This is a genomic window from Streptomyces sp. NPDC014861, assembly GCF_043081625.1.
Classification (GTDB): domain Bacteria; phylum Actinomycetota; class Actinomycetes; order Streptomycetales; family Streptomycetaceae; genus Streptomyces.
Genome location: NZ_JBIBWV010000004.1, coordinates 162,525 through 186,101, shown reverse-complemented (window position 1 = coordinate 186,101; position 23,577 = coordinate 162,525). Strand labels below are relative to the sequence as shown.

General features: G+C 74.6%; 22 protein-coding genes. 13 read left to right on the top strand and 9 right to left on the bottom strand.

Translation table 11 applies throughout. The annotated features are described in order from the left end of the window. Positions 1-18: 18 nt before the first annotated feature. The 4 genes from rpsA to ACF1BN_RS10355 all read left to right on the top strand — a co-directional run bounded on the left by rpsA (position 19) and on the right by ACF1BN_RS10355 (position 3,712). A complete protein-coding gene (gene rpsA, locus ACF1BN_RS10370; RefSeq protein ID WP_392331173.1) occupies positions 19-1,524 on the top strand; it encodes a 30S ribosomal protein S1 in 1,506 nt (501 codons plus the stop codon). 188 nt (positions 1,525-1,712) lie between these two features. After that, a complete protein-coding gene (locus ACF1BN_RS10365; RefSeq protein WP_392331172.1) occupies positions 1,713-2,651 on the top strand; it encodes a PAC2 family protein in 939 nt (312 codons plus the stop codon). Between the two features lie 31 nt (positions 2,652-2,682). Next, complete coding sequence (gene coaE / locus ACF1BN_RS10360; RefSeq protein ID WP_392331171.1) at positions 2,683-3,288, top strand: dephospho-CoA kinase; 606 nt, start codon at positions 2,683-2,685, stop codon at positions 3,286-3,288. Between the two features lie 55 nt (positions 3,289-3,343). After that, entirely contained in the window at positions 3,344-3,712 is a 369-nt protein-coding gene (locus tag ACF1BN_RS10355; RefSeq protein ID WP_392331170.1) for a tetratricopeptide repeat protein, read from the top strand. Positions 3,713-3,737: 25 nt separating this feature from the next. Here ACF1BN_RS10355 and ACF1BN_RS10350 read toward each other — a convergent pair whose 3' ends face one another. Beyond that, positions 3,738-4,103 carry a DUF6343 family protein gene (locus ACF1BN_RS10350; protein WP_392331169.1) on the bottom strand — a complete coding sequence of 122 codons (366 nt, stop codon included), beginning with the start codon at positions 4,101-4,103 and terminating at the stop codon, positions 3,738-3,740. Between the two features lie 85 nt (positions 4,104-4,188). Continuing rightward, a complete protein-coding gene (locus tag ACF1BN_RS10345; RefSeq protein ID WP_392331168.1) occupies positions 4,189-4,521 on the bottom strand; it encodes a hypothetical protein in 333 nt (110 codons plus the stop codon). Between the two features lie 232 nt (positions 4,522-4,753). Here ACF1BN_RS10345 and ACF1BN_RS10340 point away from each other — a divergent pair, with 232 nt between their 5' ends. The 3 genes from ACF1BN_RS10340 to ACF1BN_RS10330 all read left to right on the top strand — a co-directional run bounded on the left by ACF1BN_RS10340 (position 4,754) and on the right by ACF1BN_RS10330 (position 9,824). Further along, positions 4,754-7,594 (top strand): SNF2-related protein, encoded by a 2,841-nt coding sequence (locus tag ACF1BN_RS10340; RefSeq protein ID WP_392331167.1) that lies wholly within the window; start codon positions 4,754-4,756, stop codon positions 7,592-7,594. Further along, complete coding sequence (locus ACF1BN_RS10335; RefSeq protein WP_392331166.1) at positions 7,591-8,871, top strand: SWIM zinc finger family protein; 1,281 nt, start codon at positions 7,591-7,593, stop codon at positions 8,869-8,871. Before ACF1BN_RS10340 ends, ACF1BN_RS10335 begins: the two co-directional genes overlap by 4 nt. 137 nt (positions 8,872-9,008) lie before the next feature. Then, the gene (locus ACF1BN_RS10330; RefSeq protein WP_392331165.1) at positions 9,009-9,824 is read left to right on the top strand and encodes a chaplin; all 816 of its coding nucleotides are present in this window, start codon (positions 9,009-9,011) and stop codon (positions 9,822-9,824) included. A 46-nt stretch (positions 9,825-9,870) separates the two neighbouring features. Here ACF1BN_RS10330 and ACF1BN_RS10325 read toward each other — a convergent pair whose 3' ends face one another. From ACF1BN_RS10325 to ACF1BN_RS10315, 3 genes are all read right to left on the bottom strand, one after another. Continuing rightward, positions 9,871-10,614: a DUF2293 domain-containing protein gene (locus ACF1BN_RS10325; RefSeq protein ID WP_392331164.1), complete on the bottom strand. Its 744-nt coding sequence runs from the start codon at positions 10,612-10,614 to the stop codon at positions 9,871-9,873. A 183-nt stretch (positions 10,615-10,797) separates the two neighbouring features. Beyond that, complete coding sequence (locus ACF1BN_RS10320) at positions 10,798-11,175, bottom strand: MerR family transcriptional regulator (protein WP_392331163.1); 378 nt, start codon at positions 11,173-11,175, stop codon at positions 10,798-10,800. 13 nt (positions 11,176-11,188) lie between these two features. Continuing rightward, positions 11,189-11,953, bottom strand: a complete 765-nt coding sequence (locus ACF1BN_RS10315; protein ID WP_392331162.1) for an SDR family NAD(P)-dependent oxidoreductase — start codon at positions 11,951-11,953, stop codon at positions 11,189-11,191. A gap of 71 nt (positions 11,954-12,024) precedes the next feature. Between ACF1BN_RS10315 and ACF1BN_RS10310 the strand changes: the two genes are divergently transcribed. Beyond that, positions 12,025-12,672 (top strand): uridine kinase, encoded by a 648-nt coding sequence (locus ACF1BN_RS10310; RefSeq protein ID WP_392331161.1) that lies wholly within the window; start codon positions 12,025-12,027, stop codon positions 12,670-12,672. Here the strand turns inward: ACF1BN_RS10310 and ACF1BN_RS10305 are convergent. Together ACF1BN_RS10305 and ACF1BN_RS10300 are read right to left on the bottom strand one after the other, a co-directional pair. Next, positions 12,664-13,665, bottom strand: coding sequence for a carbohydrate kinase family protein (locus tag ACF1BN_RS10305; RefSeq protein ID WP_392331160.1), 1,002 nt, complete (start codon positions 13,663-13,665; stop codon positions 12,664-12,666). The two genes, ACF1BN_RS10310 and ACF1BN_RS10305, sit on opposite strands and share 9 nt — an antisense overlap. Beyond that, positions 13,613-14,533: a pseudouridine-5'-phosphate glycosidase gene (locus ACF1BN_RS10300; protein ID WP_392331159.1), complete on the bottom strand. Its 921-nt coding sequence runs from the start codon at positions 14,531-14,533 to the stop codon at positions 13,613-13,615. Before ACF1BN_RS10300 ends, ACF1BN_RS10305 begins: the two co-directional genes overlap by 53 nt. 287 nt (positions 14,534-14,820) lie before the next feature. On the opposite strand from ACF1BN_RS10300, the gene ACF1BN_RS10295 reads away from it, so the two are divergent. Next, positions 14,821-15,180, top strand: coding sequence for a cupin domain-containing protein (locus ACF1BN_RS10295; protein WP_392331158.1), 360 nt, complete (start codon positions 14,821-14,823; stop codon positions 15,178-15,180). 63 nt (positions 15,181-15,243) lie between these two features. On the opposite strand, the gene ACF1BN_RS10290 is transcribed toward ACF1BN_RS10295, so the two are convergent. Together ACF1BN_RS10290 and ACF1BN_RS10285 are read right to left on the bottom strand one after the other, a co-directional pair. Next, positions 15,244-16,542: an MFS transporter gene (locus tag ACF1BN_RS10290; protein WP_392331157.1), complete on the bottom strand. Its 1,299-nt coding sequence runs from the start codon at positions 16,540-16,542 to the stop codon at positions 15,244-15,246. 198 nt (positions 16,543-16,740) lie between these two features. Further along, the gene (locus ACF1BN_RS10285; RefSeq protein ID WP_392331156.1) at positions 16,741-17,295 is read right to left on the bottom strand and encodes a methylated-DNA--[protein]-cysteine S-methyltransferase; all 555 of its coding nucleotides are present in this window, start codon (positions 17,293-17,295) and stop codon (positions 16,741-16,743) included. A gap of 291 nt (positions 17,296-17,586) precedes the next feature. Here ACF1BN_RS10285 and ACF1BN_RS10280 point away from each other — a divergent pair, with 291 nt between their 5' ends. The 4 genes from ACF1BN_RS10280 (at position 17,587) to ACF1BN_RS10265 (ending at position 23,410) form a co-directional block, all read left to right on the top strand. Next, positions 17,587-18,486 carry an MHYT domain-containing protein gene (locus tag ACF1BN_RS10280; RefSeq protein ID WP_392331155.1) on the top strand — a complete coding sequence of 300 codons (900 nt, stop codon included), beginning with the start codon at positions 17,587-17,589 and terminating at the stop codon, positions 18,484-18,486. 61 nt (positions 18,487-18,547) lie between these two features. Then, positions 18,548-20,695, top strand: a complete 2,148-nt coding sequence (gene uvrB, locus ACF1BN_RS10275; protein ID WP_392331154.1) for an excinuclease ABC subunit UvrB — start codon at positions 18,548-18,550, stop codon at positions 20,693-20,695. A 108-nt stretch (positions 20,696-20,803) separates the two neighbouring features. After that, positions 20,804-21,382 (top strand): TerD family protein, encoded by a 579-nt coding sequence (locus ACF1BN_RS10270; protein WP_392331153.1) that lies wholly within the window; start codon positions 20,804-20,806, stop codon positions 21,380-21,382. Positions 21,383-21,514: 132 nt separating this feature from the next. Further along, a complete protein-coding gene (locus ACF1BN_RS10265) occupies positions 21,515-23,410 on the top strand; it encodes a TerD family protein (protein ID WP_392331152.1) in 1,896 nt (631 codons plus the stop codon). The last annotated feature ends 167 nt before the right edge of the window (positions 23,411-23,577 follow it).

Genomic DNA, 23,577 nt, shown 5'->3' with positions numbered 1-23,577 from the left:
ACCGGAGCCCTTTCCCACATGACGAGCAGCACCGAGACCACCGCCACCACCCCGCAGGTTGCGGTCAACGACATCGGTAACGAGGAAGCCTTCCTCGCCGCGATCGACGAGACGATCAAGTACTTCAACGACGGCGACATCGTCGACGGCGTCATCGTGAAGGTCGACCGGGACGAGGTCCTGCTCGACATCGGTTACAAGACCGAAGGTGTTATCCCGAGCCGCGAGCTCTCGATCAAGCACGACGTCGACCCCAACGAGGTCGTCAAGGTCGGCGACGAGATCGAGGCCCTGGTTCTCCAGAAGGAGGACAAGGAAGGCCGCCTGATCCTCTCGAAGAAGCGTGCCCAGTACGAGCGCGCCTGGGGCACCATCGAGAAGATCAAGGAAGAGGACGGCATCGTCACCGGTACCGTCATCGAGGTCGTCAAGGGTGGTCTCATCCTCGACATCGGCCTCCGCGGCTTCCTCCCGGCCTCCCTGGTCGAGATGCGCCGTGTCCGCGACCTCCAGCCCTACGTGGGCAAGGAGCTCGAGGCGAAGATCATCGAGCTGGACAAGAACCGCAACAACGTGGTCCTGTCCCGCCGTGCCTGGCTGGAGCAGACCCAGTCCGAGGTCCGCCAGACCTTCCTCACGACCCTCCAGAAGGGTCAGGTCCGCTCCGGCGTCGTCTCCTCGATCGTCAACTTCGGTGCCTTCGTGGACCTGGGTGGCGTCGACGGTCTCGTCCACGTCTCCGAGCTGTCCTGGAAGCACATCGACCACCCCTCCGAGGTCGTCGAGGTCGGCCAGGAGGTCACCGTCGAGGTTCTCGACGTGGACATGGACCGCGAGCGTGTCTCCCTGTCGCTGAAGGCGACGCAGGAGGACCCGTGGCAGCAGTTCGCCCGCACGCACCAGATCGGCCAGGTCGTTCCCGGCAAGGTCACCAAGCTGGTTCCGTTCGGCGCGTTCGTCCGCGTGGACGAGGGCATCGAGGGTCTGGTCCACATCTCCGAGCTGGCCGAGCGCCACGTGGAGATCCCGGAGCAGGTCGTCCAGGTCAACGACGAGATCTTCGTCAAGGTCATCGACATCGACCTCGAGCGTCGCCGGATCTCGCTGTCCCTGAAGCAGGCCAACGAGTCCTTCGGTGCCGACCCGGCGTCGGTCGAGTTCGACCCGACCCTGTACGGCATGGCCGCGTCCTACGACGACCAGGGCAACTACATCTACCCCGAGGGCTTCGACCCCGAGACCAACGACTGGCTCGAGGGCTACGAGACCCAGCGCGAGGCGTGGGAGGCCCAGTACGCCGAGGCGCAGACGCGCTTCGAGCAGCACCAGGCCCAGGTCATCAAGTCCCGCGAGGCCGACGAGGCCGCCGCTGCCGAGGGCGCTGCCGCCCCGGCCGCCGGCAACGCCGGTGCGGGCATCTCGGGTGGCTCCTACTCCTCGGAGTCGGACGACAGCGCCGGCGCCCTGGCGTCGGACGAGGCCCTCGCCGCCCTCCGCGAGAAGCTCGCCGGCGGCCAGAGCTGAACAGGCTCACCGCTGAGCGGCGCTAGTCGCTAGCAGTACACCGGGGCCCGCTCCCTCCCGGGGGAGCGGGCCCCGGTCGCGTGTCCGGCCCCTGACCCGCGAGCCGGAGCCCTCCCGAACCTCCCCGTTCGGGAATGACCATGCGCCCAGGGGTGTTCCTCCTGAAGACGCGAGGAGGAGCGGTAACCGTGCTTGATCCCCAGGATTTGTACGAGTGGGACGCCAAGGGACTGGCCGTGGTCGACCTGGCCCTGGCCCAGGAGTCGACCGGACTGGTCATGCTGTACCACTTCGACGGCTACATCGACGCGGGGGAGGCCGGCGAGCAGATCGTCGAGGGAGTCCTCGACACCCTGCCGAACCAGGTCGTCGCCCGCTTCGACCACGACCGGCTGGTGGACTACCGCGCCCGGCGCCCCCTGCTGACCTTCAAGCGCGACCGCTGGGCCGGGTACGAGACGCCGACCATCGAGGTCCGCCTCGTGCAGGACGCCACCGGCGCCCCCTTCCTCGTCCTCTCGGGCCCCGAGCCGGACGTCGAGTGGGAGCGGTTCGCCGCCGCCGTCGCCCAGATCGTCGAACGGCTCGGCGTACGGCTCGCGGTCAACTTCCACGGCATCCCCATGGGCGTCCCGCACACCCGGCCCGTCGGCCTCACCCCGCACGGCAACCGCACCGACCTCATGCCCGGCCACCGCAGCCCCTTCGACGAGGCCCAGGTGCCCGGCAGCGCGGAGTCCCTCATCGAGTTCCGGCTCACCGAGGCGGGCTTCGACACCCTGGGCGTCGCCGCCCACGTCCCGCACTACGTGGCCCGCTCCCCCTACCCGGACGCGGCGCTCACCGCCCTGGAGGCCGTCACCGCCGCCACCGGGCTCGTCCTCCCGGGCGTCGCCCACACGCTGCGCACCGAGGCCCGCCGCACCCAGACCGAGATCGACCGCCAGGTCGGTCAGGGCGACGAGGAGCTGGTCGCCCTGGTCCAGGGCCTTGAGCACCAGTACGACGCGATGGCCGGCGCGGAGACCCGCGGCAGCCTGGTCGCCGAGCCCGTCGACCTGCCGTCCGCCGACGAGCTGGGCCGCGAGTTCGAGCGCTTCCTCGCCGAACGGGAGGGCGACTCCTAGCCCGGCGAGGCCTGGCCCTATGCTGCCGCCCATGCTGAAGGTGGGTCTGACCGGCGGAATCGGCGCCGGCAAGAGTGAGGTGTCGCGGCTGCTCGTCTCGTACGGGGCCGTACTGATCGACGCGGACCGGATCGCCCGCGAGGTCGTCGAACCCGGCACGCCGGGGCTCGCGGCCGTCGTGGACGCCTTCGGTGAGGGCGTCCTCACCGGCGACGGGGCGCTGGACCGGCCGAAGCTCGGCTCCATCGTCTTCGCCGACCCCGAGCGGCTGGCCGCGCTCAACGCGATCGTCCACCCGCTCGTCGGGTCCCGGTCGGCAGAGCTGGAGCGCGCTGCGGGCCCCGGGGACGTGGTGATCCACGACGTACCCCTGCTCACCGAGAACGGCCTCGCGCCCCTCTACGACCTCGTGGTCGTCGTGGACGCCTCGCCCGGGACCCAGCTCGACCGCCTCGTACGGCTCCGGGGCATGACCGAGGAGGAGGCCAGGGCCCGTATGGCCGCCCAGGCCACCCGCGCGGCCCGCCGGGAGATCGCCGACCTCCTGATCGACAACGACGGACCGCTCGACGCGCTGGAACCGCAGGTGCGGAAGGTCTGGGACGAACTGGCGCGACGCGCCGCGGAAACGGCCTAGCCCAGGGACACCCTGTCCGGTGTTCCGGCCCCGGAACGTGGGAAGGATGCTATTCATGGCCGAGAGAAATCCGGAGACGCACGTCATCGACTTCCGTGCCGCGGAGCAACTGCTGGCCGCACGGGACCCGCGTGGTGCCGTGAAACTGCTGGACTCGGTCATCGCCGACCACCCGGAGAACACCGCGGCCCGGCTCCTGCGGGCCCGGGCCTTCTTCGCCGCCGCCCAGCTGCGCCCCGCGCAGCTGGAGTTCGAGCTGGTCCTGGAGCGCGAGCCGGACAACGCCTTCGCCCACTTCGCGCTCGCCCGCACCTTCCAGCGCTCCGGTCAGGAGTCCCGGGCCACCCGGCACTTCCGGCTGGCCGCCGCGCTCGACCCCCGGCCCGAGTACGTCGAGGCCGCCGGTTTCGGCACCGAGGACTGACCGCCGGAGACCCGTCCTCGGCGGCTCAGCGGTCCCGCCCGTCGTCCTCGGGCTTCCGGGGCCACCCGGTGTCGTCCCCCGGCCCCGGAGGCCGTCCGCCGCGGTCGGCCTCGAAGGGGCTCCGCGGTCGTCCGTCGCCGTGGTCCGGCTCGTACGGCGGGACGTCCCGGCCCGGCTGCCAGTGCGGGCCCTGGCGCAGACGGCGCAGGACCGTCGTCATGTCCGCGGCGACGATCACGAGCAGCACCCCGCAGGCCACCGCCCAGCCGGGACGGCCGACCAGCACGAAGGCCACCGTGCCGAACACCGCCCACACCATCCCCCAGGCACTCAGCCAGAACCGCAGCCGCAGCGCGCTGCGCGCGGTGGCCGGCTCGCTACCGGTACGCATGACGGTGCCTTCTCCCGTCGGATCCCTCGGGCACTTCCAGCATGGACCCGTCCGGGGGCGAACGGAACGGCGCCGGCCCCGCGGCTCAGTGCACCAGGGAGTAGCTGCGCCAGGGCAGGGTGCCCGGGACGATGGAGTCGGCGCTGTTGGTGGGCAGGTAGATCGGCTCCTCGCCCCGGCAGTGCGGGGTCCGGTAGAGGATCAGGTCGATCAGCGTGCCGTTCTCCACCCGGGTCGCGCCCAGCGGGAGCCGGTGGCAGCCCTTCACCGGCGGGCTCATCACCCGCACCACCTTCTCCCCGCGCGTCTCGTACGTCACGGGGCCGACGGCGGTGCGGCCGAGGCCCGAGCAGCCCGCGACCGTGAGCGTGAGCAGCACGGCCCCGGTGGTGGTCGTGAGACGCCGGCGAACGGACATGGCGGAACCCCTTCGGTCGGGCGAGCGAGGCGGTCGGCGGCAGCCCCGGCGGCGTGAAAAGCCCTGGTCGTCGCCACCCTCCCGCCCCCGGAGGCCGCTGTCATCCGCTGTTGGGCCGGTCGGGGGACTCCGAGGTGCGGTCGTTGTCGTACCCCGCCCGTAAGGTCGTGGGTATCCGGCGTGGAAGCTCCCCGCCGGCCCGGCGGACCCGGGGGGAAGGGAGGGCTGCACCGTGACGGAGCGCTGGGTGGCCCGTGCCGCCGTCTTCCTGCCCGCCGCGCTTCCCCGCGACGGCCGGGTCGCCCTCTGGGCCCCGGACGGGGCGGCGCTGCCCGCGCCCGACGGCCTCGCCGGGGCGGAGTCCACCCGTGTCACCGTCGCCCGCAGGCACGGCTCCGGTGCCCGGGGCCGGGAGGTCCCGGCGGTCACCCTGCCCGTGGCGACCGCCCTGCCGCTGCTCGTCGCCGCCCGGCACAGCCCCGCCGCCCACCCCGCCACCGCCTGCTGGGGCGCGGCCGCCCTGCACGCCCTGCACCTGGTGTCCCGCGGCCGGCTGCTGCCCGGCCTCACCGCCGACGACCTGGACGCCTGGCGGGCCGGACCGCTCGACGCCGAGGACATCGCCCATCTGCGGGCCGTCGCCGCCGCCATGCCGTACGAGGCGCACGCGGTGCCCGTCGCCGGGTCGGGGCCGCTGGGTCTGCCCGATCCGGAGGCGCTGGTGCGGGCCTTCCTGGACGCGGTCGCCGACACCCTGCCGCGTACCCCCGCCGCCGTGCACGCGGTCGGCGCGCCCTTCGCGTCCGCCGCCCCGCAGCATCTGCCCGGGGCCCGCGCGTGGGCCGCCGAGGCCGCCGCGGGCATGGACGCCGGCGTGCGGATCTCGCTCCGCCTCGACCTCTCCGCCGCCGAGCTCTTCGACACCGCCGACGAGGCGGAGGGGGGCGCCGAGCGGCGCGCCGCGGCCGCCGTCCTCCAGGTGCACAGCCTCGTCGACCCGACCCTGGTCATCGACGCCGCGGCCCTGTGGGCGGGGGAGGGCGAGCACTTCGGCCCCCGCGCCCGCATCGACGCCCTCCTCGCGCTGCGCCGCGCCGCCCGGATCTGGCCACCGCTCGGCCGGCTCCTGGACCGGGACGCTCCCGACGTCCTCGCCGTCACCGAGTCCGAGCTGTACGAGCTGCTGGGCCCCGCCGCGGCCCGGCTCGCCGACGCCGGTGTGGCCCTGCACTGGCCGCGCGACCTCGCGCGCTCGCTCAGCGCCTCCGCCGTCGTCCGCCCGGCCCGCTCCGCCCCGGGCTCCGCCACCGACGGCACCAGCTTCTTCGACTCCACCGAACTGCTCCGCTTCGACTGGCAGCTCGCCCTGGACGGCGACCCGCTCACCCAGGGCGAGATGGACCTGCTGGCCGAGGCCCACCGGCCCGTCGTCCGGCTGCGCGACCGCTGGGTCGTCGTCGACCCCGACCTCGTCCGCAAGGCACGCAAGCGCGAACTGGGCCTGCTGGAGCCGGTGGACGCCCTCGCCGCCGCCCTCACCGGCAGCGCCGAGGTGGACGGCGAGACCGTCCCCGCCGTACCCGTCGGAGCCCTCGCCGTCCTGCGCGACCGGCTCCTCGCCGGCCCCGAGGCCGCCGCGCCCCCGCCGGGACTCACCGCCACCCTGCGGGACTACCAGCTCCGCGGTCTCGCCTGGCTGGACCTGATGACCTCGCTCGGGCTGGGCGGCTGCCTCGCCGACGACATGGGCCTCGGGAAGACCGTCACGGTCCTCGCCCTCCACCTGCGCCGGGCCCGCCGCGAGCCCACCCTCGTGGTCTGTCCCGCCTCGCTCCTGGGCAACTGGCAGCGGGAGGCGGCCAGATTCGCCCCCGACGTCCCCGTCCGCCGCTTCCACGGCACCGCGCGCGACCTCGGCGGTCTCGACGGCGGGATCGTCCTCACCACCTACGGCACCCTGCGCACCCGGGCCGCCCAACTCGCCGAGCGCACCTGGGGCATGGTCGTCGCCGACGAGGCGCAGCACGTGAAGAACCCCTTCTCCGCGACCGCCAGGGCGCTCCGCACCGTCCCCGCGCCCGCCCGGGTCGCCCTCACCGGCACGCCCGTGGAGAACAACCTCTCCGAGCTGTGGGCCATCCTCGACTGGACCACGCCCGGACTCCTCGGCCCGCTCAAGGCGTTCCGCGCCCGCCACGCCCGCGCCGCGGAGAACCACGAGGAGCTGGAGAACGAGGAGGCGGTGGAGCGGCTCGCCCGGCTCGTCCGCCCCTTCCTGCTGCGCCGCCGCAAGTCGGACCCGGGCATCGTCCCCGAGCTGCCGCCCAAGACGGAGTCCGACCACCCGGTGCCGCTCACCCGTGAGCAGGCCTCGCTGTACGAGGCGGTGGTCCGCGAGACCCTGGGGCTGATCGAGGCCGCGGAGGGGATGGCCCGGCGCGGTCTGGTGATGAAGCTGCTCACCTCGCTCAAGCAGATCTGCAACCACCCCGCCCAGTACCTCAAGGAGGAGGCCCAGGGCCGTGGCACCGCCCGTCTCGCGGGGCGTTCCGGCAAGCTCGCGCTCCTCGACGAACTCCTCGACACGATCCTGGCCGAGGACGGCTCCGTCCTCGTCTTCACCCAGTACGTGGCGATGGCCCGGCTCCTCGCCGACCACCTCGCCGCGCGGGGCATCGCCTGCCAACTCCTCCACGGCGGGACGCCCGTGGCCGAGCGGGAGCGGATGGTCGACCGCTTCCAGGCGGGCGAGGTGCCCGTCTTCCTGCTCTCGCTCAAGGCCGCCGGCACCGGCCTCAACCTCACCCGCGCCGGCCATGTCGTCCACTACGACCGCTGGTGGAACCCGGCGGTCGAGGACCAGGCCACCGACCGCGCCTACCGGATCGGCCAGACCCAGCCCGTGCAGGTCCACCGGCTCGTCACGGAGGGCACCGTCGAGGACCGCATCGCCGAACTGCTGCGCGCCAAGAAGGCGCTCGCCGACGCCGTCCTGGGCTCCGGCGAGGCCGCCTTCACCGAACTCACCGACCGCGAACTGGCCGATCTGGTCTCCCTGAGGAGGTCCGCGTGAACCGGCCCGGAGCCCGGACCGCCCGCCCGGCGCGCGGGGCGGGCCCCCGCCACGACGACCGCCGCCGCACCTTCCCGGCCGTCCCGCCCCGCGGTGCCTCCGACGGGAGCTTCGCCGCCACCTGGTGGGGCAACGCCTGGGTGGCCGCCCTGGAGCGCACCGCGCTCGATCAGGCCCGCCTCGGGCGCGGCCGGGCCTACGCGGAGCGCGGCAAGGTCGACGCGATCACCGTCACTCCCGGCCGGGTGGTCGCCTATGTGCACGGCAGCCGGATCCGCCCGTACCGCACGGAGATCCGGATGCGGACCCTGGGGGACGACGGCTGGGAGCTGTTCCTGGACCGGGCGGCCGCCCGGCCCGAGCACATGGCCGCCCTCCTCGACAAGGAGGTCCCGCACGCCTTGGAGGCCGTCGAGGGACTGCTGCCCGCCCCCGGCGACCTGCTGCCCGACTGCTCCTGCCCCGACGACGGCTTTCCCTGCAAGCACGCCGCCGCCCTCTGCTACCAGGCGGCCCGCCTCCTCGACGAGGACCCCTTCGTCCTCTTCCTGATGCGCGGCCGCGGCGAGGGGGAGCTCCTCGCCGAGCTCTCCCGGCGCAACGCGGTCCGGTCCGCCGCCGAGTCCGGCGCGACCGCGCCGGTGCTGCCCGCCGTGCCCGCCCGGGAGGTACTGGCCGCCACCGGGTCCGTGCCCCCGCTGCCCCCGCCGCTGCCGCTCCCGGACCGGCCCGGCCGTCCCGCGGTCTTCCCGCCGGATCCGCACGCCCCCGACCCGCTCGCGCTGGACCTGCTGGCCGGCGAGGCCGCCGCCCGCGCCCACGCGTTCCTCGCCACCGGACACGATCCGGTCGCCGGCCTCACCCCGTGGCAGGACGCGGTCCGGCTCGCCGCCGCCCACCCCGGCTCCGGGCTCACCGCCTCGACCCGCGCGCTCTACCGGGACCTGGCCGACGCGCTCGACCGGACGCCCACCGACCTCGCCCGGGCCGTCGCCGCCTGGCGCCAGGGCGGTGCGGCGGGGCTCGCGGTCCTGGAGGAGCCCTGGGACCCGCCCGCCGGTCCGTTCGACCGGGCCGGGCCCGCCCTCGCCGCCGCCGACTTCCCGGCGTTCCGGCCCTGGCGCAACCGGCTCTCCACCTCCTCGCTCCAACTCCGGCTGGGCCAGGACGGCCTGTGGTATCCGTACGAATCGGACCGCGACCGCGAGGACTGGTGGCCGCGCGGGATCCCCGACGCCGACCCGGTCGGCGCCCTCACCGAACTCCTGGGCCGCTGAAGGACGTCGGTGCGATCACTCGAACGGCGCCTCCCTCGTAGGAGTGAATCCCGTCGGCGGCCGGATCCGGCAATCGCGTTCGTCGCGTTTATTCCGGTACGGGCACTTGCCCGTGCAACTCCGGAAGGCAGGAAGCCATGAGGCAGATGCGCCGAAGTGGTCTGGCCACACTGATGGTCACGGGTGGTGCGCTCGCGCTGTCGGCGGGCGCCGCCCACGCGGACTCCGGTGCCGAGGGCGCCGCGGTCGGCTCGCCGGGAGTCATCTCCGGCAACACGATCCAGCTCCCGGTCCACGTGCCGGTCAACCTCTGCGGGAACACCGTCAACGTGATCGGGCTGCTCAACCCGGCCGCGGGCAACTCGTGCGCCAACACCTCGGCCCCGGCCGGGGAGTCCCGGGACGGCGGCCCCGGCCGCACCCACAAGGACGAGGCCATGACCCCCCGCGGCGGCGAGCAGACCGACACGCGTGGCGGCGGCTCCTCCGACGGCGGCGCGGTCAACGGCGGCGGCGCCACCGCCGAGAGCCACACCGAGGGCTCCCCGGGCGTGCTGTCCGGGAACGGCATCCAGCTCCCGATCGACCTGCCGGTCAACGTGGTCGGCAACTCGGTCAACGTGGTCGGCGTCGGCAACCCGGCCGTCGGGAACACCGGGGTCAACGCCCCGAGCACCCCCGAGGAGCCGCAGGTCGAGATCCCGACCCCGCGCCCGGAGACCCCGGTGCGCAACGTGCCGCCGAAGCCGGTCGCCGAGCAGGAGAAGCCGGAAGCCCCCGCCCCTGCCCCCGCTCCCGCCCCGGCCCCCGCGCCGCAGGGCGAGACCCGCACCGTGGCCCTGGCCGCGACCGGCAGCGAGAGCGTCGGCTACGCCGCCGCGGGCAGCGCCGCGCTCCTCCTCGGCGGCGCGCTGATGTACCGCCGCGCCCGCCGCGCGGCCGACCAGGTCTGACCCCGGACCTTCCCCGCCGGGGCCGGCTCCGCTGACGTCCGAGCCGTCAGCGGTCGGCCCGGCCCGGCGTCCCCTCCGCGCCCGTCGTGCCCGTCACGCCGGGCGCGTCCGCGTGCCCGCGCGCTCCGGTCCGCGGCGGGCGCCAGGACCGGAGCACCGTCTCGATCGCCGGGGCGACCGCGGTGCGGGCCCGGTGACGGGGGAGCCCGCTCATCAGCAACGAGTCGTACGGGGTGTCCAGGTGGCGTACGGAGGCGCGGACCGCGGCGGTCACGGCGCCCCGGTCGAGGGCGCGCCCGGCGGCCGTCCTGCCCACCCGGCCGCTGCCCTTCGCGGAGGCGTGGCCGGCGATCTCGGCCGCCCGCTCCGGCGGCATCGCGGGGAAGAGCCGCAGGATCTCCGCCCGCAGCGCCTCGGTGATCCCGGCGTCCCGCGCCGCGCGCCGCTCCGCGTCCCTGGCCCGCCGTCGGGCCCGCGCCTCGGCGTCGGCGAGGCAGGCGGCCTCGGCCTGGGCGAGGGCCGCCTCCTCGACGAGCAGCCCCTGCCGTTCGTAACGGGTGCGGCGCCGGTTGTGGCGCACCACCACCGCCCACAGGGCGCTGTGCTCGCGGGCGCGCCGGGTGAGCGCGGTGTCGCCCCGGCGCAGGAAGACCAGGTGGCCGAGGTCGGCGCAGTCCAGGCAGACCGGCCGGGCGTACTCGACGATCATGCGTTCCAGCGGGCCGCGCCGGCACTCCGAGCAGCGGCGGCGGCGCAGCGGCTCGACGACGACGGGGGCGACGAGGTCCATGGCCGCGGCCCTCAGCGGAGTCCGGTCCCGGCGGCGCCCGCGCGGGCACCGCACGTGGCGGTCGGTCTCCTGCTCGGCCGCCCGCTGGCGGGCGGGCCCGCCACCCCTGTCGGTGTCACGTCCATGACCGGTCGTCCCTCCCGAGGCCGTGCCGACCGTCCGATGATCCTTCGGACCGTCAGATCATGGCACTCCGGGGGCGGTCGCGTCACTGCCGGACCGGTCGGCGAGCGCCGCCGCCAGCCGCTCGCGGGCCGCCGTCTGCGCGGCGATCCGCGCGTCGAGCACCGCGAGCCGCTCGCGGGCGATCTCCAGGCCGCGGGCGGAGGGGCGCACCGACGGCAGATCGCCGTCGAGGCAGCTGCGGAAGGCCGACACGTCGTCGAGGGTGAGACCGGCGTCGAGGAGGTACCGGATGTTGGCGACGCGGACGACCGCGCCCTCCTCGTACAGGCGGTAGCCGTTGGCCGCGCGCTCCGAGGCGATCAGCCCCGCCTGCTCGTAGTGGCGCAGGGAGCGCGCCGACACGCCCGTCCTGCGGGCCAGTTCACCGATGCGCACCCGTCCAGTCGTATCACGCGACCAGCGCGCCCCCGTCGACGGGGAGCACCGTCCCGGTGCAGAAGGAGGCGTCGGGCGCGGCGAGGGCGGTGACCGCCCAGGCGACCTCCTCGGGCCGGCCGACCCGTCCGAGCGGGGTGTGCGCGACCTGCCAGTCCCGTACCGCCCGCCGCTGCTCCGGCGTCAGGCCCATGTGGTCGGCGATCGGCGTCTCGATCGCGCCGGGGGCGACCGCCACCACCCGGATCCCGGCGGGCGCGAGTTCGACCGCCCAGCAGCGGGTGAGGGTCTCCAGGGCGCTCTTGGTGGCCGGATAGACCGAGCTGCTGGGCCAGCCGCGCTGTCCGATCGTCGTGGTCACGTTCACGACCACGCCCCGGGAGGCGCGCAGAGCGGGCACGGCGGCCTGGGTGAGCAGCACGGGGGCGAGCAGATTGGTCTCCAGGAGGGGAGCGATCACCTCCCGGTCGAGGGTGCCGAGAGGGCCGCCGCCGGCGATCCCCGCGTTGTTGACCAGGACGTCGAGGCGGCCGTGGGTCGCGAGGACGTCCTGGACGATCTTCTCGGGGGAGCCCTCGGCGGTGAGATCGGCGGGGTACGGGCGGATCGCAGCGGGGGCCTCCGCGGCGGTCTCCCGCAGGGGCTCGGCCCGGCGGCCGACGGCGACGACGGTCGCGCCCTGCCGGGCGAAGGCCCGTGCGGTGGCCCGGCCGATGCCGGTGCCCGCGCCGGTGACGAGGACGACCCTGGGGGAGGCGGTGGTGCCGGTGGTGTTCATGGAGCCGATGGTGGAACCGTGACACCAGTGGCAAGGTCAAGTCCGCGGGTCCGCCGGGCAGAATGGGTGGGATGCGATACGAGGCGATCACCTGGGGCCGGATGGCCGGGCGGCTGGCGAGGCACGTGGACCGGCTGGCGCCCGGCGACGGCGGTGACCGGCTGAAGGTCGCCGTCGACGGGGCCCCGGCCGCCGGGGGCGAGGAGCTGGCCGGACTGCTCGCGGAACAGCTCCAGGACCGGGGGCGCCCGGTGCGCGTCGTCGGGACCGGGGGCTTCCTGCGGCCCGCGTCGCTGCGGTACGAGCACGGGAAGCGGGACCCCGACGCGTACCTCGACGGCTGGACCGACACCGGAGCGCTCTGGCGGGAGGTGTTCACCCCGCTGGAACCCGGCGGCGACGGGCGGATCCTGCCCGATCTGTGGGACCCGGTGAAGGACCGGGCGACCCGCACCCCCTATGTGACGCTGCCGCCCGGTGGTGTCCTGGTGGTGCACGGGCCGTTCCTCCTCGGGCACTGGTTCCCCTTCGACCTGCGCGTCCATCTGCGCCTGTCGCCGGCCGCGCTGGCCCGGCGCGCCGAGGAGTCCTGGACGCTGCCCGCCTTCGCCCGGTACGAGGCGGAGACCGACCCGGCCGGGAGCGCCGACGTCGTCGTCCGCGCCGACGATCCCCGGCACCCGGCCTGGACCGGGCTCGGGGCGCTCGACTCAGACTGACGGCGGCCGGCCGCCGACCAGGGTCACCGCCTCGGCTCCCGCCGCGCACCCCGCCGCGGCCGCTTCCGCCGGGTCCGCGCCCGCCAGCCGGGCGGCGAGGAACGCCCCCGTGAACGCGTCCCCGGCGCCCGTCGAGTCCACCCGCCGCGCGGGCGCCACCGGCGGGGCCGTCACCCGCGCGGTCACCAGCCCCTCCTCGGCGACCAGCGCGCCGGCCGCGCCCAGCGTCACCACGACCCGCGGTATGCGGCGGCTCAGCTCCCGGGCCGCCGCCTCCGCGTCGGCCGCGCCGGTGAGCAGCCGGGCCTCGTCGGCGTTGGGCAGGAGCAGGGAGACGCCGTCCACGGCGGCGAGGAACCGCTCGGGGCCCAGCTCGGCCAGGAAGCCCGCGGACGCCGGGTCCACGCTCACCGGTGTCCCGGCGGCCCGGGCGTCCCGCAGGGCGAGGAGGGCGGCCGCCCGGCTCGGCGGGGCGAAGAACAGGTAGCCGGAGAGGTGCAGCGCCGCCACGCCGTCCAGCAGCCCGGCCGACCAGTCCGCGGGGCAGAGGCGCAGCACGGCCCCGCCGTCCGTCAGGAAGGTGCGCTCCGCCGCCGCGTCGACCAGGGCGATCACCGTGCCCGTCGGGGCCTCCGGGTCGGGCACGAGGAGCGGCCGGACGCCCGCCTCGACCAGCGCCCGCTCGTGCCAGTCGGCCGAGTCCGTGCCGACCCGGGCGAGGAGTCGCACCTCGGGGTGGCCCGAGCGGGCCGCCCAGCAGGCGGCGTTGGCCCCCGCCCCGCCCGGCAGGGTGCGGATGGCCGCCGCCGTGTCCGTCGCCGGTGCGAGCGGGGCCCGGTGCCGGGCCACCACGTCCGTGACGACGTCCCCGACGACCAGCAGCGCTCCGGTCCGGTTCACCGGCCCGGCTCCCCGCGCCCCCGCGTCCTGGTCCGCCCCCTCACCGCTCGTCCGCGGCGTACGCCCCCGCGATCCGCGCCGCGAGCCGGACATTGCCCCGCACCGCCGCCAGGTTGGCCTCCAGGGAGGCGCCGTCCGTGTGCGTGGTCAGGTACTCCAGGAGGAAGGGTGTCACCGCCTGCCCGGTGATCCCCTTCTCCCGCAGTTCGGCGAGGCCCCCGGCGAGCACCCGGTCGTGCAGCTCCGGGTCCAGCTGCTCGGCCTCCGGCACCGGATTGGCCACGACCAGGGCCGCCCAGGGCCGGCCCAGCGCCTCCCGGGCCCTTATGACGGCGGCGACCTCCTCCGGGCTGCGCAGCGTCCAGTCGACGGGCTCCCCGGAGGAGCAGAGGTAGAAGCCGGGGAAGGTCTCGGTGCCGTATCCGGCGACCGTCACGCCCAGGGTCTCCAGCCGCTGGAGGGTGGCCGGCACGTCGAGGATCGACTTCACGCCCGCGCACACCACGGTGATGCCCACCTCGGCGAGCAGCCGCAGGTCGGCGGACTCGTCCTGGGTCTCGCGCCACTCGCGGTGCACCCCGCCGAGGCCGCCGGTGGCGAAGACGCGTATGCCCGCGCCGTCGGCGAGCCGGGCCGTCGCCGAGACCGTCGTCGCCCCGGAGGCGCCGGTGGCGAGCGCGGGCGCCAGATCCCGGTGGCCGAGCTTGCGCACCGAGGGGTCCTCCGCGATCCGGGTCAGCCCCGCCCGGTCGAGACCGATCCGCGCGACCCCGTCGAGCACGGCGATCGTCGCGGGCACGGCGCCGAGGTCCCGCACCGACTCCTCCAGCTCGACCGCCACCGCCAGGTTCCGCGGGCGCGGGAGGCCGTGGGCGATGATCGTCGATTCGAGGGCGACGACGGGCCGGCCCTCGCGGAGCGCGTCCCGTACCTCTTCGGACACCAGTGTGGTCGTGGTCATGGTCCATTTCTGGCGCGCCGGTCCGCCCCGCAAACACCCCTGGCGATCTCCCGCCACCCCCCTTTCGTACGAGGGTGCGAGTGGGGTACGGATTCGGTTTCCGGGCGTCCGACGGGCGGGGCCGATCCGCGCCGCACCCCGCCGGAGCGGCGGCCAAGGCCCTCCTGCGGAATCCGTCGCCGTCGGCGCATGAGAGGAACGTGCCTGGTCAGGGCGGTGAACGGAGGGAAGTGTTCCGCGGTCCCGCCGTCACGCGGCGCCCCGTGACCCGGCTACAGTCACCGCCCATGACGACACACGACCTCCCCTCCTTCGCCGTCCACATCCCCGACGCCGAGCTCGAAGCCGAGCCGCTCGACCCCGGTCAGATCGTGTCCGGAACCCCCGAGGTGACCGGCAAGGTGCTGTGGGAGTCCGCAGACGGCAAGCAGCTGCGCGGGATCTGGCAGATCACCCCCGGCGTCGTGACCGACACCGAGGCCAACGAGCTGTTCGTCGTCGTCAGCGGCCGGGCCACCGTCGCCGTCGAGGGCGGCGCCACGCTGGAGATCGGGCCCGGCGACGCCTGCGTCCTGCGCGAGGGCGACCGGACCACCTGGACCGTCCACGAGACGCTGCGCAAGGCGTACCACATCACCCTGCCCTGACCGGGGCGACCTCACCCCGCCCTGACCCGGGTACGCGGATCATGCCTGCCCCGGGCACGCGGATCAGGCCCTGCGGAGCACGCCCCGCAGGGCCAGGGCGGCCATCGGCAGCAGCAGGGCGGCGGCGAGGGCGTTGAGCGGCCCGTAGCCCACCTGGGAGACGACCACCCCGGCCGCCAGGCCGCCGAGGCCGGCCGCCGTGTTCATCACCGTGTCCGACAGGCCCTGGACGGCCGCGCGCGCCGCCTGCGGCACCGCGTCCGTCAGCAGCGCCGAGCCCGACACCAGCCCGGCCGACCAGCCGAGCCCCAGGACGAACAGACCGGCCGCGACCCGGGTGTGGCTCGCGCCCGCCGTGCCCGCGAGCAGGGCCGCGACCCCGAGGAGCCCGACCGCCAGGCCGATCACCGCGAGCCGGCCGAGCCGGTCGGCGAGCCATCCCATCACGGGCGAGAACGCGTACATGCCCGCGATGTGCACGCTGATGACGAGCCCGATCAGCTCGATACCGGCGCCGTGGTGGGTGAGCGCCACCGGTGTCATCGACATGATCGACACCATCACGGCGTGCGAGGCGGCCACCGTGACCAGCGCGATCCGCGCCTGCGGCGACTCCCGGACCGCGCGCAGCCCGGCCCGCAGCGACCGGTTCTCCGGAAGGTCGGCAGCGCCCTCGTCGTCGGCGGCCAGCGCCCGCGCCGTCAGCAGCGGGTCGGGCCGCAGCAGCACCGCCACCACCAGCGCCGACACCACGAACACCACGGCGGCCCACAGGAACGGCCCCGCCGCCACGGGTATGCCGAGGCCCGAGACGCTGCGCCCGGCCGGCGCCGCGATGTTCGGGCCGAGGACGGCGCCGATCGTGGTGGCCCACACCACCGTCGAGATGGCCCGCCCGCGCCGGTCCGGCTCCGCCAGGTCCGCGGCGGCGAACCGGGCCGCGAGATTGGCCGAGGAACCCGCGCCGAAGCCCACGAGTCCGATGAGCAGCACCGGGAAGCTGCCGACGACCGCGCCGAGCACCGCGACCCCCGCCCCGAGCGCGCCCAGCAGATACGCGAGCACCAGACCGGCCCGTCGCCCTCGCCGCGCCATCAGCGCCGCCAGCGGCATCGCGAGCAGCGCGGGCCCGGCGACCGTCGCCGTCGAGGCGAGCCCGGCCAGCGCGTCCGTACCGCTCACCTCGGTGGCGAGGACGGCGGCCAGTGCGACGCCGGTGGCGATCCCGAGGCCCCCGAGGATCTGGGTGGCGACCAGCACCGCCTGGACGCGGCGGCGCAGCTGCGGCAGGGCGGCGGGGGAGACGGCGGAGGCCGTCCCTCCGAGCGCGGGGGTGTCAGGGGCGTCGGGCGTTTTGGTCACTACCGGAGTGTGCCAGCCCCGGCATCCGAGGGGAACGCCCGGGGACGGGACCCTGGCGATCGGAGGAGGCCCGGAGAGGCCCCCGACAGCCGGGCCCGCCCAGCGCCCTGTGCCCGCCCCGCGCCCCGTAGCCCCAAGCCCGCCCCGTACCCCTGGGCCCGCCCGTACCCCCGCCCCGTACCCCCGCGCCCCCGCCCCTCAGAACAGCGGTTCCGGCAGCACCCCTTCGAGGGCCAGCAGTCTGCGCTTCGTCTCCAGGCCGCCGCCGAAGCCGCCGAGACCGCCCCCGCTCTCCACCACGCGGTGGCACGGCACCACGACCGGCAGCGGATTGGCGCCCATCGCCGCGCCCACGGCCTGAGCCGCCTCCGGCTGCCCCGCGCGCCGGGCCAGGTCCCCGTACCCGACCAGCGTCCCGTACGGGACGCCGTCGGCGAGTTCGCGCAGCACCCGGCGGTTGAAGCCGGTCGTCAGCGACCAGTCCAGCGGGAGGTCGAACGCGCGCAGCGCGCCCGCGAAGTACCGGTCCAGCTGCCGCAGCGGCTCCGCGAGCCGCCCCGTGGCGGACTCGACGACCGTCGCGCCCAGCTGCTGGGCCAGCCGCCCCGGCATCCGCTCCCGGCGCCCCTCGCCCGCGTGGAACTCGACCCGCACCAGCCCCCGCCCGGTGGCCGCCAGGAAGAGCGGGCCGACACCGCTCCCCACGACCGCCCATTCGACGGTCAGGTCCCGCGGTCCGTCCTCGATGTCCATGCCCTCACCGTACGGCCCGGCACCGACAGCCCCGGCCCCCGCGCGGGCGTGCACCCCGCTCACGGCGCCGCCGACGGCGCCCTCCGGCCAGAACGGCGGATCGGCGGCGATCCGGCGGCGCGACCGTCCCTGGAGGTCACGGACCGGTCTCGCTCAGGTCTCACGACCGGAAAATCCCCGGTCAGGTGCCCGCGAGCCCTCTCACGGGCCATAATCTCGCCCCGGTAGTACTACCCAGCGGTACCGACTGTTTTCGGACGTCCATGCGCCAGGGGTGGGAGGCACACGCTCATGCAGGGCACGGTCGACGGATTCAGCTACGGGATCGTCACGCCGGTGGCGGCCTTTCTCATGGCCTGCCTCGGCGGTGCCCTCGGGCTGAGATGCACGACCCGCTCGCTGCGCCACCAGGACTCCTTCAAGGCCGGCTGGCTCGCCCTCGGCTCCACCTCCATCGGCACCGGCATCTGGACCATGCACTTCATCGCCATGATGGGCTTCTCGGTCCAGCGGACGCCGATCGACTACGACCGGCCGATCACCTTCGCCAGTCTCGCCGTCGCCGTCGTCATGGTCGGTATCGGCATCTTCATCGTCGGCTACCGGGGCGCCACCGCGCTCACCCTCGTCACCGGCGGCACCATCACCGGCCTCGGCGTCGCCACCATGCACTACCTGGGCATGGCCGGGATGCGGCTGCCGGGCCGGATCGAGTACGACACCCTCACCGTCGCCCTCTCCGTGGTCATCGCCGTCGTCGCCGCCACCACCGCCCTCTGGGCGGCGGTATCCGTCCACGGCTTCCTCGCCAGCCTCGGGGCCAGCCTCGTCATGGGCGTCGCCGTCAGCGGCATGCACTACACGGCCATGGCGGCCGTCAGCGTCCACCTGCACGACACCACGGTCGCCGCCGGCACGGGCCCCGTCACCGGGTCGCTGCTGCTGCCGATGCTGATCGGCCCCGCCGTCTTCCTGATCCTCGCCGCCGTCGTGGTCATGTTCGACCCGCTGCTCGTCATGGGCGACCCCGACTGGCAGCGGAACCCCGTCCGCTCCGTGCACCGCCCCGGCGTCCCGGCCCCCCGGTACGTCCCCTCCCACGGCGCCCCCGCCGACTGGACCGCCCGCCCCGCCGGACGCGGCTCCCGCCGCTCCGCCCCGCGCGGCGGACACCGCTCCCAGGACTGGTGACGGAGGGCCGCCGCGCGGCGATCACCCCCCGACTGTCGGTGGCGGGTCGTACGGTGGTGGCATGCGGCCCGTTTCCAAGATCGAACGTTCGGTGGCGCCCTTCGAGGTCGTCTCCTCCTACCAGCCGAGCGGCGACCAGCCGGCGGCCATCGCCGAGCTGGACCGGCGCGTCCGCGCCGGCGAGAAGGACGTCGTCCTGCTCGGCGCCACCGGCACCGGCAAGTCGGCCACCACGGCCTGGATGATCGAGAAGCTCCAGCGCCCCACCCTGGTGATGGCGCCGAACAAGACCCTGGCCGCCCAGCTGGCGAACGAGTTCCGCGAGCTCCTGCCGAACAACGCCGTCGAGTACTTCGTCTCGTACTACGACTACTACCAGCCCGAGGCGTACGTCCCCCAGTCGGACACCTACATCGAGAAGGACTCCTCGATCAACGAGGAGGTCGAGCGGCTGCGCCACTCCGCCACCAACTCCCTGCTCACCCGCAGGGACGTGGTCGTGGTCGCCTCCGTCTCCTGCATCTACGGCCTCGGCACCCCGCAGGAGTACGTGGACCGCATGGTCCCGCTCAAGGTCGGCGAGGAGATCGACCGCGACCAGCTGCTCCGCCGCTTCGTCGACATCCAGTACACGCGCAACGACCTCGCCTTCACCCGGGGCACCTTCCGGGTCCGCGGCGACACCATCGAGATCTTCCCCGTGTACGAGGAGCTCGCCGTCCGCATCGAGATGTTCGGCGACGAGATCGAGGCGCTCTCCACCCTCCACCCGCTGACCGGCGAGATCATCAGCGACGACCAGCAGCTGTACGTCTTCCCCGCCAGCCACTACGTCGCCGGCCCCGAGCGCATGGAGCGGGCCGTCAACGACATCGAGCGCGAGCTCGACCAGCGCCTGAAGGAGCTGGAGAAGCAGGGCAAGATGCTGGAGGCCCAGCGGCTCCGCATGCGCACCACCTACGACATCGAGATGATGCGCCAGATCGGCTCCTGCTCCGGCATCGAGAACTACTCGATGCACTTCGACGGCCGCGAGCCCGGCTCCCCGCCCAACACCCTCCTCGACTACTTCCCGGAGGACTTCCTCCTCGTCATCGACGAGTCGCATGTCACCGTGCCGCAGATCGGCGCCATGTACGAGGGCGACGCCTCCCGCAAGCGGACCCTCGTCGACCACGGCTTCAGGCTCCCCTCGGCCCTCGACAACCGGCCGCTGAAGTGGGAGGAGTTCCAGGGGCGGATCGGCCAGACCGTCTACCTCTCCGCCACCCCCGGCACCTACGAGCTGTCCCGCTCCGACGGCTTCGTCGAGCAGATCATCCGCCCCACCGGCCTTGTCGACCCCGAGGTCGTCGTCAAGCCCACCGAGGGCCAGATCGACGACCTGGTCCACGAGATCCGGGTCCGCACCGAGCGGGACGAGCGGGTCCTCGTCACCACCCTCACCAAGAAGATGGCCGAGGACCTCACCGACTACTTCCTGGAGCTGGGCATCCAGGTCCGCTACCTCCACAGCGACGTCGACACCCTGCGCCGCATCGAGCTGCTGCGCGAACTGCGCGCCGGCGAGTACGACGTCCTCGTCGGCATCAACCTGCTCCGCGAGGGCCTCGACCTGCCCGAGGTCTCCCTCGTCGCCATCCTCGACGCCGACAAGCAGGGCTTCCTGCGCTCCGGGACCTCCCTCATCCAGACCATCGGCCGCGCCGCGCGGAACGTGTCGGGCCAGGTCCACATGTACGCCGACACCATCACCCCGGCGATGGCGCAGGCCATCGACGAGACCAACCGGCGCCGGGAGAAGCAGGTCGCCTACAACACGGAGCACGGGATCGACCCCCAGCCGCTCCGCAAGAAGATCAACGACATCGTCGCCACCATCGCGCGCGAGGAGGTCGACACCGAGCAACTGCTCGGCACCGGCTACCGGCAGGCCAAGGACGGCAAGGGCGCCAAGTCCCCGGTCCCCTCGCTCGCGGCGCACGGTCCGAAGGCGGGCAAGGCCGGAAAGGCGGCCGCCAAGGCCGGCTCGACGCTGGAGCTCGGCGACCGCCCCGCCGCCGAACTGGCCGGGGTCATCGAGGAGATGACGGAGCGGATGCGCGCCGCCGCCGCCGAGCTGCAGTTCGAGGTGGCCGCCAGGCTGCGCGACGAGGTCGCCGAACTGAAGAAGGAACTGCGCCAGATGAAGGAGGCGGGACTGGCGTGAACGGAGACGGCCCGGTGTGTTGCAAGACCGACACAAAACCGGGCCGCACCCGGCACGCTGTCAGTGCCCCTGCGTAGGGTGCTGCCACAACGACGAGAGGGGCAGCGCGTGACGGTCAACATGACCAAGGGGCAGGCCATCAGCCTGGAGAAGCAGGGCGGGGGCAGCCTCACCCAGGTACGGATGGGGCTCGGCTGGCAGGCCGCGCCGCGCCGGGGGCTCTTCGGTTCGCGCACCCGCGAGATCGACCTGGACGCCTCCGCCGTGCTCTTCGCCGAGAAGCAGCCGGTGGACGTGGTCTTCTTCCGTCACCTGGTCAGCGACGACGGCTCCGTCCGGCACACCGGTGACAACCTCGTGGGCGGTGTGGGCCAGGGCGGCGACGACGAGGCCATCCTCGTCGACCTCCAGCGGATCCCCGTCCACATCGACCAGATCGTCTTCACGGTGAACTCCTTCACCGGGCAGACCTTCCAGGAGGTGCAGAACGCCTTCTGCCGGCTCGTCGACGAGACGACCGGCCAGGAGCTCGCCCGCTACACCCTGGACGGCGGCGGCCAGTACACCGCGCAGATCATGGCGAAGGTGCACCGGGCCGGCGCCGGCTGGCAGATGACCGCCCTGGGCAGCCCGGCCAACGGCCGCACCTTCCAGGACCTGATGCCGTCGATCCTGCCGCACCTGTAGGGCGGACCGGCGGGCCCGGCACAGGGCCCGCCGCCGCGGCACCACCGCACCGCAGCTCCCGACGGGCACCGGCCCGCCGGGAGCTGTCCCGCATGACCGACCGAGAAATGCGCCGAGGGGAACAGAGTCGAGATGACGGCCGAGCTGGTCCGGGGGCAGAACCACCCCCTGCCCGACACCCGACTCGAACTCCGGGTGTCCGCGGGACACCCGGTCGTCGCCGGGGCCACCCTCGGCGACGAGCGGGGGCAGGTCCCCGGACCCGAGTGGATCGCCCACCCCGGCGCCCCGGTACGGCACGGGGTCGAGGTGCCCGCCGCGGCCGCCGCCGAACACCGCGTCGCCGTGGACCTGGCGGCCCTCCCGGACACCGTCCACCGGATCTCCCTGCTTCTCGCCCTGCCGCAGGGCGCGGGCGGCCCGGCCCGCTTCGGCACCGCCGCCGCACCCTTCGTGTGCGTCGCCGACCCGGCGGGCGCCGCCGTCGCCACCTACACCATCACCGGCCTCGACCGGGAGTCCGCCGTCGTCGCCGTGGAGCTGTACCGACGCCAGGGCGTCTGGAAGGTCCGCGCCGTCGGGCAGGGGTACGAGGGCGGGCTCGCCGACCTCCTCGCCGACCAGGGCGCCCCGGCCGCCGCCGACCTCGCCGCCGCCGTCCTGGCCGCCGTCGCTCCCGCCGTCGCCCCGGCGCAGGCCCTCCCCGAGACCGCCGCGGCCGACGTCGCCGTCACCGCGGCGACTCCCCCCTCCGGCTCCGCCTCCGAAGCCGCCGCCTCCACCACCATCAGCTACACCCACCCGAGCCGCCGGCCGGCCCCCGGACCCGCCGCGCCCGCCGCCTCCGGCCCCGGCGCCGTACCGCCTCCGCCGACCGTGCCGGCGCAGTCCCGCCCGGCGCCCGTCGCCGGGGACGCCACCGGCTGGACCATGGACGAACGGCTCTACAACCAGGTGTGGGGCATGTTCGAGGACATGGCCAGGACCGTCGCCGCCTACCGCAGCGCCCGCGACTTCGCCGACCACCGCCTCGACCGCGCGATCGACCAGGTCCTCGCCGACCCGAGCACCCGCGTCGGAGGAGCCGGCGACGCCGCCCGGGCCGAGGCCCGGGCCACGCACGAGGAGCTGATGAGCCGGGCCCAGGAGGTCCTCGACCGGGACCTCGCACAGCTCACCGCCGAGTCCGAGGTCGTCGAGCCCGCCCTGCCCGCCGCCTACGCCCGCTGGGACAACCCCGTCTGGCACGCCTACCGGACCCCGGAGGAGCCGCCCATGGCGGTCCGTCTCGGCGACCTCCACCTCCCCGAGCGGACCGGCCTGCGGATCCCCTTCCTCGTCCGCCTCCCGCTGGAGCGCGGGCTCTGGGTGGACTCGGGGCCCGGCCGCACCTCGGCGGCCGGACTGCTCGACGACACCGAACTGCGCCGGCTCGCCCTGGACAGCGCCGTCGCGCACACCGCCAGGCTGCTCGCCGCCCACCCCGCCGGCAGCCTCACCGTCCATGTCCTCGATCCCGCCGGCAGCGGGGCCGCGGCCTTCGCCCCGCTGGTCGAGACCGGCGTCCTGGCCGATCCCCCGGCCCGCGGAGCGGCCGGGGTCACCGCCGTCCTCGCCCAGCTCACCGAGCGGGTGGACCTGCTGCAGATGGCGGTACGCGGCGACGCGTCCGAGGACCTGCCGCCCGGCTTCGACCTGTCGCGCCGGCTGCTCGTCGTGCACGACTTCCCGCACGGCTTCGACGAGCGGGCCGTCACCCGGCTCCGCTACCTCGCCGACGAGGGGCCCTCCGTCGGCGTCCACCTGCTGATGGTCGCGGACCGGTCGGACGCCGACGCGTACGGCCCGGTGCTCGACCCGCTGTGGCGCTCGCTGCTCCGGCTCACTCCCGTGCCCGACGACCACCTCGCCGATCCCTGGGTGGGCCACGCCTGGACGTACGAGCCGCCGACGGTCCCGCCGGGCAGCGCGGTGCTCTGGCAGGTCCTCGGGCAGGTCGCGGAGGCCCGCCGGAGAAGCCTGGGCTGACCTGCGTTCTTGGGGCCCGCTTTACCTTTTTCTTTACCTTCTCTTGGGTCTTCGGGTACTCTCTTCCCAGCGGAGGGGAGTACTCCCCATGCGCGGCGTACCCGTCAATACGGACGGATCAAGGACATCCGGTCCCGGGGCGTCGGCCCGGCGGTCGCGTGAGCGGC

Coding starts and splice junctions, on each gene's coding strand:
- rpsA (WP_392331173.1), top strand. CDS start 19: ATGACGAGCAGCACCGAGACCACCGCCACCACCCCGCAGGTTGCGGTC.
- coaE (WP_392331171.1), top strand. CDS start 2,683: ATGCTGAAGGTGGGTCTGACCGGCGGAATCGGCGCCGGCAAGAGTGAG.
- ACF1BN_RS10355 (WP_392331170.1), top strand. CDS start 3,344: ATGGCCGAGAGAAATCCGGAGACGCACGTCATCGACTTCCGTGCCGCG.
- ACF1BN_RS10350 (WP_392331169.1), bottom strand. CDS start 4,103: ATGCGTACCGGTAGCGAGCCGGCCACCGCGCGCAGCGCGCTGCGGCTG.
- ACF1BN_RS10345 (WP_392331168.1), bottom strand. CDS start 4,521: ATGTCCGTTCGCCGGCGTCTCACGACCACCACCGGGGCCGTGCTGCTC.
- ACF1BN_RS10330 (WP_392331165.1), top strand. CDS start 9,009: ATGAGGCAGATGCGCCGAAGTGGTCTGGCCACACTGATGGTCACGGGT.
- ACF1BN_RS10325 (WP_392331164.1), bottom strand. CDS start 10,614: ATGGACCTCGTCGCCCCCGTCGTCGTCGAGCCGCTGCGCCGCCGCCGC.
- ACF1BN_RS10315 (WP_392331162.1), bottom strand. CDS start 11,953: ATGAACACCACCGGCACCACCGCCTCCCCCAGGGTCGTCCTCGTCACC.
- ACF1BN_RS10310 (WP_392331161.1), top strand. CDS start 12,025: ATGCGATACGAGGCGATCACCTGGGGCCGGATGGCCGGGCGGCTGGCG.
- ACF1BN_RS10305 (WP_392331160.1), bottom strand. CDS start 13,665: ATGTCCGGCTCGCGGCGCGGATCGCGGGGGCGTACGCCGCGGACGAGC.
- ACF1BN_RS10300 (WP_392331159.1), bottom strand. CDS start 14,533: ATGACCACGACCACACTGGTGTCCGAAGAGGTACGGGACGCGCTCCGC.
- ACF1BN_RS10295 (WP_392331158.1), top strand. CDS start 14,821: ATGACGACACACGACCTCCCCTCCTTCGCCGTCCACATCCCCGACGCC.
- ACF1BN_RS10285 (WP_392331156.1), bottom strand. CDS start 17,295: ATGGACATCGAGGACGGACCGCGGGACCTGACCGTCGAATGGGCGGTC.
- ACF1BN_RS10280 (WP_392331155.1), top strand. CDS start 17,587: ATGCAGGGCACGGTCGACGGATTCAGCTACGGGATCGTCACGCCGGTG.
- uvrB (WP_392331154.1), top strand. CDS start 18,548: ATGCGGCCCGTTTCCAAGATCGAACGTTCGGTGGCGCCCTTCGAGGTC.
- ACF1BN_RS10265 (WP_392331152.1), top strand. CDS start 21,515: ATGACGGCCGAGCTGGTCCGGGGGCAGAACCACCCCCTGCCCGACACC.